General features: G+C 64.3%; 5 protein-coding genes and 2 pseudogenes. 4 read left to right on the forward strand and 3 right to left on the reverse strand.

Annotated elements, in window-relative coordinates; all coding sequences use genetic code 11:
- Positions 1-22 precede the first annotated feature (22 nt).
- Positions 23-1,039: a zinc-binding alcohol dehydrogenase family protein gene (locus ACH0BU_RS16195; RefSeq protein ID WP_500264331.1), complete on the forward strand. Its 1,017-nt coding sequence runs from the start codon at positions 23-25 to the stop codon at positions 1,037-1,039.
- Positions 1,040-1,243: 204 nt separating this feature from the next.
- On the opposite strand, the gene ACH0BU_RS16200 is transcribed toward ACH0BU_RS16195, so the two are convergent.
- The gene (locus tag ACH0BU_RS16200) at positions 1,244-2,152 is read right to left on the reverse strand and encodes a LysR family transcriptional regulator (protein ID WP_500264332.1); all 909 of its coding nucleotides are present in this window, start codon (positions 2,150-2,152) and stop codon (positions 1,244-1,246) included.
- Positions 2,153-2,243: 91 nt separating this feature from the next.
- On the opposite strand from ACH0BU_RS16200, the gene ACH0BU_RS16205 reads away from it, so the two are divergent.
- Together ACH0BU_RS16205 and ACH0BU_RS16210 are read left to right on the forward strand one after the other, a co-directional pair.
- Complete coding sequence (locus ACH0BU_RS16205) at positions 2,244-3,083, forward strand: DODA-type extradiol aromatic ring-opening family dioxygenase (protein WP_500264333.1); 840 nt, start codon at positions 2,244-2,246, stop codon at positions 3,081-3,083.
- A 29-nt stretch (positions 3,084-3,112) separates the two neighbouring features.
- Positions 3,113-3,967, forward strand: a complete 855-nt coding sequence (locus ACH0BU_RS16210) for an SDR family oxidoreductase (protein ID WP_500264334.1) — start codon at positions 3,113-3,115, stop codon at positions 3,965-3,967.
- Positions 3,968-4,101: 134 nt separating this feature from the next.
- Here the strand turns inward: ACH0BU_RS16210 and ACH0BU_RS16215 are convergent.
- Positions 4,102-4,470 (reverse strand): annotated as a pseudogene (locus ACH0BU_RS16215) (integrase core domain-containing protein); the annotation flags it as partial.
- A 154-nt stretch (positions 4,471-4,624) separates the two neighbouring features.
- Between ACH0BU_RS16215 and ACH0BU_RS16220 the strand changes: the two are divergent.
- Positions 4,625-4,846: pseudogene (locus ACH0BU_RS16220) on the forward strand (IS110 family transposase); the annotation flags it as partial.
- A gap of 42 nt (positions 4,847-4,888) precedes the next feature.
- Here the strand turns inward: ACH0BU_RS16220 and ACH0BU_RS16225 are convergent.
- Positions 4,889-6,112 carry an IS256 family transposase gene (locus ACH0BU_RS16225; RefSeq protein WP_430637395.1) on the reverse strand — a complete coding sequence of 408 codons (1,224 nt, stop codon included), beginning with the start codon at positions 6,110-6,112 and terminating at the stop codon, positions 4,889-4,891.
- Positions 6,113-6,246: the final 134 nt, after the last annotated feature.

Here is a 6,246-nt window from a genome sequence, read left to right on the forward strand (position 1 = left end):
GCCCCTGACAGTAGGATTTATCATGCGCGCAATCGGCTACCAGCAGCCCGGAACGATCGATCGCACGGAAGCTCTCGTCGACATCGAGCTTGCCGATCCCGTAGTCACTGGGCGCGATCTCCTCGTCGAGGTAAAGGCCGTCTCGGTAAACCCGGTTGATACGAAGGTCCGCAGCGGATCGGGTCCGATCCGCGGCGACTGGCGTGTGCTGGGTTGGGATGCCGCTGGTGTCGTTCGCGCCGTTGGCCCTGAAGTGCGCGGCTTCGAACCGGGCGACGAGGTGTTCTACGCGGGCAGCATTGGCCGCGATGGGACCAACGCCGAGCTGCACCTGGTCGACGAACGCATTGTCGGAAGGAAGCCGGCCAGCCTCGATTGGGCAGAGGCAGCGGCGTTGCCGCTGACGGCTATTACCGCGTGGGAAACCCTCTTCGAGCGATTGTCCGTGCGGACTCCTGTAGCTGGTGCAGCACCTGCGCTGTTGATCATCGGCGGTGCCGGCGGGGTCGGATCGATGGCGATCCAGCTTGCCCGTCAGGTTCCCGATCTCACCGTCATCGCAACGGCATCACGCCCCGAGACGCAAGCCTGGGTGCGTGAGCTCGGCGCCCACCATGTCATCGATCATCGTCAGCCGTTGGCGCAGCAGGTAGCGGATCTCGGCATTGGCGCGCCGGCTTTCATCTTCTCGGCCACGCACACCGACGAGCATATCGAGCAGATCGCCGAGCTGATCGCCCCGCAGGGACGTTTTGCACTCATCGACGACCCCAAGACACTCGATGTCGTCCCGTTCAAACGAAAATCAGTGTCGACCCACTGGGAGTTCATGTTCACCCGGTCCATGTTCGAGACTGCTGATATGGAAACGCAGGGTCAGATCCTGTCGGCCATCGCCAGCCTCGTGGACGCCGGCGAGGTGCGCACCACCCTCACCGAACGGTTCTCCCCCATCAACGCCGCGAACCTTAAGCGCGCGCACCAGGCGCTTGAGAGCACTACCGCACGCGGCAAGATCGTCATCGAGGGTTGGCAGTGATGCGGTTCACGCTCACTCAACGTCCGTCGCGCCCGCGGCCCCCGCCGCACCAACTGAAAGGGACCAAGCCTCGGCGTTATTGATGCCAGCCACGTGCAGTTGTGGGCGTCGCTTTCGCTGGGTCAATCGTAAAAGACCGTGATGTTTCGAGATAGCAGACGCGGTCCTCGGGTGAAAACTCGGGACGTCTGCTAGCTCGGCACCTCACCAATCGGTGCCAAGAGCGGGGAGTGCTTCGGCTAAGAAGTCAATCCACGCCCGCGTCTTGGCGGCGGGGCGCCGCGTCGGGTGTGTGATGGCATATGCCGCTCCCAGCATCATAGGCGGCTCGTCCAGCTCAAGCTCGCTCAACTGGCCGGCGCGAAGCGCCTCTGCCGCAATAAAGCGTGGCCCATAGACCAGCCCTTGGCCCGCGATGGCAGCGCGAACCAAGGCCTCGCCATTGTCGGAGCATATCGATCCTGAGATCGGCACCTTGATCGTCCCGTCTTTACCGAACGCCCACGATGTCGTTCCTGCAAGCGATGCGTTGGTGTGGCGCAGACAATCGTGATCGCCGAGATCGGCCAGGCGGGTTGGCGTTCCCCGCCTCGCCAAATAAGAGGGGGCGGCACACAACACGACGCGCATCGCCACGAGCTTGCGGGCAACAAGCGCACTGTTGGCGAGGCGCCCGATCCGTACGGCGACATCCCAACGCTCTTCCAGCAGGTCGACGTAACGATCGTTGAAGCCCAGTTCGATCGTCACTTCGGGATGGCGTGCGGAGAAAGCAGGGATGAGTGAGGCAAGGTGCAGAACGCCGAAGGTGGCGGGCGCACTGACGCGCAGCAGTCCCTGGGCGGTGATCGAGCGCGACGATGCCTCCGCCTCGGCTTCTCCGATCTCCATCAGGATACGTTCGGCCTTTTCGAAATAGTCGGTGCCTGCCTCGGTCAGCGACAGCCGACGCGTCGAGCGCTGGACCAGCGTGGTGCCGAGCCGCGCTTCGAGGGCGTCTAGGTGCTTGGCCGCCATCGCCGGCGACATGTGCAGATCGCGTGCGGCAGCAGAGATGCCACCGAGCCTGATCGCCTTTACGAACACGTCCATACCCGTCAACCGATCCGCCATGATTTCCTACCCGTGGTTGAAGCTGACTCTTCTACGTGGCAGATTATCATTGCGCGATAGTGGGCACATATCCCGGTCAACAGATCGAACAATGATCCAGGCGGCTTCCGTGGCGCCTGCACCGGAGTGTATGACCATGAGCGTCCAGCCTACCTACTTCATCCCGCATGGCGGCGGCCCCTGCTTCTTCATGGACGATCCGCGCGGCGTGTGGAGCGGTATGGAAGCGTTCCTGCGCAGCCTGCCGAACTCGCTTGCCGAGAAGCCCAAGGCTATCCTCGTCGTCTCGGGACATTGGGAGACGGACGGCTTTGCCTTGACCGGCGCCGAACGGCCCGAGCTGATCTACGACTATTACAACTTCCCGCCCCATACCTATCAGCTGCGCTACGACGTACCAGGCTCGCCCGCGCTCGCCGCCCGTGCCGCGGCCCTGCTCAAGGATGCGGGCATCCCCTCAGCTGTCGACGCGAAGCGGGGCCTGGATCACGGCGTGTTCGTCCCCCTTAAAGTGGCTTTTCCGGATGCGGATATTCCGCTGATCGAGATGTCTGTCGAACGCGGGCTGGACCCGGCCCTCCATGTCGCTGCCGGGCGCGCCCTTGCGCCACTGCGTGAGGAGGGCGTGCTGATCCTGGGGTCGGGCATGAGCTTCCACAACATGCGCGCCTATGGCGATCCGCGCTCGACGCCCGGCTCGCAGGCGTTCGACCAGTGGCTGGCCGAAAGCATGGAGCTGGACGGCCCCCAGCGAGCCGAGCGTCTGGCGCACTGGGCCGATGCGCCCTCGGCGCGCTTCGCCCATCCGCCCGCCAAGGAGGAGCATCTGCTGCCCCTCATGGTCGCGGCCGGTGCGGCCGAGGGCGAAGGCGCCCGGGTCTATGCCGAGGAAGTGCTGTCGACCGCCATCTCGGGTTTCCGTTTCAATTGATCTCACCGCGTCACTGAAGGAGAATTGTCATGACCATCGCCGTCACCGGCGCGACCGGCCAGCTTGGCCACCTCGTCATCGAAAGCCTGAAGCGCAAGTCGACCGGCGAGCCGATTGTGGCGCTGGTGCGCTCGCCCGAAAAGGCCAGCGACCTGGGTGTCGAGGCACGCGCGTTCGATTACTCGCAGCCTGAGACGCTCGCTCCGGCACTGGCCGGGATCGACACGTTGCTCTTGATCTCGTCGAGCGAGGTCGGGCAGCGCGAGGCACAGCACCGCAACGTCATCGAGGCCGCCAAGACGGCGGGCATCAAGCGTATCGTCTACACCAGCCTGCTGCACGCCGACCGATCGGCGATCAGCCTGGGCGAGGAGCACCGTGTGACCGAAGCGCTGCTGGCGTCCTCCGGTATCCCGACGACCCTCCTGCGCAATGGCTGGTACACCGAGAACTACACCGGCTCGATTCCCGCAGCCCTAGAGAATGGCGCGCTCGTCGGCAGCGCTGGCGAGGGACGCCTGTCGCTCGCGACCCGCGCCGATTATGCCCAAGCCGCAGCCATCGTGCTGACCAGCGACGGCCATGAGGGCAAGACCTATGAGCTGGCCGGTGACGACGCGGTGACGCTCGCCGACCTTGCCGCCGAGATCTCGCGCCAGACCGGTCGCAACATCCCGTACCGCGATCTGCCGCAGGCCGAATACGCTGCGATCCTGAAGCAGGTGGGCCTGCCCGAGGGCTTCGCCGAGGGACTTGCGACATGGGACGTCGATGCTTCTAACGGTGCGCTGTTCGATGACGCCCACCAGCTCTCGAAGCTGATCGGACGTCCGACGACACCGCTGGCCGACGCCGTGCGGGCGCACCTCGCCGCGCAGGGCTGACGTTACGCAATCCCCAGACCGTTAAAGACCATCCCTGGAGATAGCGCATGAATATCGACCCTTCCGGCAAGACGGCGCTCGTGACAGGTTCGACGGCCGGAATCGGCTTTGCGATTTGACGGTCCCCCGGTTTCTCATCCGGGCATGATGCGAGTTTCCGGCCCGCCGTCGGGGTTAACCCCGGCGGATGCAGCATATTCGGCTGGCGTCAGCCAACCTCCACCGCCTTTCCAACGATGCTGCGCATCGCTGGAACCTTGGGCGGTTCCGCCAAGCGCCGTGGGAGGACGGCTCTAGTTATAGTCCCGTCGCCAAGCCTCGATCTTGGCACGAGCGTCCGCCAGCGACAGGAACCAGTGGCTGTTCAGGCACTCGTCGCGCGTCCGGCCGTTGAAGCGCTCGACGGAGGCGTTGTCGGTCGGCTTACCCGGCCGCGAGAAGTCCAGCGTGACACCGTTCTCATACGCCCACCGGTCGAGCGCCTTCGAGATGAACTCCGGACCGTAGCACATTGGGAAGCGCTGGTTCGGGAGCCGCTATGGCCCTGATGAAGACAAGGCCGCGTAGCGGCCGCAGACTTCATCAGGGCAAGCCATGGCCGGTCAGCAGGTATCTAAAGTGAGGTTGTCGAGACAACACTTTGGAGGCCGACCGACCATGACCAAGCTCACCTCTACGCCTGCCGGCGCCGTGCTGGTAGCCATCGACATGTCCAAGAGCCGGCAGGAGGTTCTCATCGAGCGACCGGAAGGCGGCCGGCGCCGGCGGATGACCGTCATGGCGACCAGGCAGGACTATGACGGCTTTGCCGAGCAACTCGCTGCTATCGGGCGCCCTATCATCGTCGGGTTCGAGGCGACGGGTAATTACCATCGTACGCGGGACTGTCAGGAATTTCGTGTGTGGGCGGGCGGATGAACATTACGCCGCCATGGCTCGGATGAAGCGTTCGCCGAAGATGACGGCGAACTGGGCTTTTGCCATGGTCCACTCACGTGGCGGCATTCTCCACTCTTTCTCCGAGCGGTTCAAGATCAGGTAGAGCAGCTTGGTGGCAGCCTCGTCGCTGGGGAAATGCCCGCGGGCACGAACCGCTCGGCGCAGCTTCGAATTCAGCGCCTCGATGGAATTCGTGGTGTAGATGATCCGCCGGACCTCGTCGGGGAAGGCGAAGAACGGGATGACTTCGGCCCACGCGCGCCGCCAGCTCTGGCCGATGGCGGGGTAGCGGGTTCCCCAGGTGCTGGCCTCGAACGCGGTCAGGGCCTGCTCGGCCGCCTCGGCGCTGGGCGCGCGGTAAATCTCCTTCAGCGCGGTCGCCAGGCCCTTGCGGTCCTTCCAGGACACGAAGTCCATCGAGTTTCGAAGCAGATGGACGATGCACGTCTGGACAACCGCGTCGGGAAACACGGCGGTGATCGCTTCCGGAAAGCCTTTAAGCCCATCGACGACGGCCAGGAGGATGTCTTCGGTGCCGCGGTTCCGGAGCTCGTTCATGACCCTGAGCCAGAATTTGGCCCCCTCGTTCTGTTCGAGCCACAGGCCCAGCACCTCCTTGGCGCCGTCCGCGCGGACGCCGAGCGCGATATGGATGGCCTTGTTGCGCACCATGCCCTCGTCCCGGATCTTCACCCGCAAGGCGTCGAAGAAGACGAGCGGATAGACCGGATCCAGCGGCCGCTGCTGCCAGATCGCCACCTCGTCGAGCACCGCGTCGGTCACCGTCGAGATCAGATCCGGCGACACGTCGATGCCATACAGATCGTGTAGGTGCCCGGTGATCTCCCGGGTGCTCATGCCCCGCGCGTACATCGACACGATCTTTTCGTCGAAGCCAGGAAAGCGCCGCTGGTATTTGGCGATCAGCTGCGGGTCGAAGCTGGCCTGCCGATCGCGCGGCACGTCGATCGCCAGCTTGCCGGTATCGGTCGTGATCGTCTTCCGACCGTAGCCGTTGCGTGAATTGCCCGCACCGTCTTCCCCGGCCAGGTGATGATCCATCTCCGCATTCAGGGCGCGCTCGGTCAGCGCCTTCTTCAGCGCATCCAGCAGGCCGCCCTGAGCCAGCGCCGCACGGGCATCACTGCCAGCCAGCAACTGATCCAGAAGCTCGTTCGGTATCGCAGGCTCTTTGCGTCGGGACATATCGGGTTTCCTTCCTTCCCGTTATGCCCGCCCACACACGAAATTCCTGACAGTCCCTCGTACGCTGGCGCACCGGCTGCTGACGGCAGGGTTCGAGCTGCGCCTCATCTCGTCGGTCGCGCTCGCCAGAACGC

The sequence above is a fragment of the Sphingomonas olei genome (assembly GCF_045369765.1).
In the GTDB taxonomy this organism is placed as follows: domain Bacteria; phylum Pseudomonadota; class Alphaproteobacteria; order Sphingomonadales; family Sphingomonadaceae; genus Sphingomonas; species Sphingomonas panaciterrae.

What these genes read in the sequence shown, in the direction of transcription:
- ACH0BU_RS16200 (WP_500264332.1), bottom strand. Translation starts at nt 2,152, where the DNA reads ATGGCGGATCGGTTGACGGGTATGGACGTGTTCGTAAAGGCGATCAGG.
- ACH0BU_RS16205 (WP_500264333.1), top strand. Translation starts at nt 2,244, where the DNA reads ATGATCCAGGCGGCTTCCGTGGCGCCTGCACCGGAGTGTATGACCATG.
- ACH0BU_RS16195 (WP_500264331.1), top strand. Translation starts at nt 23, where the DNA reads ATGCGCGCAATCGGCTACCAGCAGCCCGGAACGATCGATCGCACGGAA.
- ACH0BU_RS16225 (WP_430637395.1), bottom strand. Translation starts at nt 6,112, where the DNA reads ATGTCCCGACGCAAAGAGCCTGCGATACCGAACGAGCTTCTGGATCAG.
- ACH0BU_RS16210 (WP_500264334.1), top strand. Translation starts at nt 3,113, where the DNA reads ATGACCATCGCCGTCACCGGCGCGACCGGCCAGCTTGGCCACCTCGTC.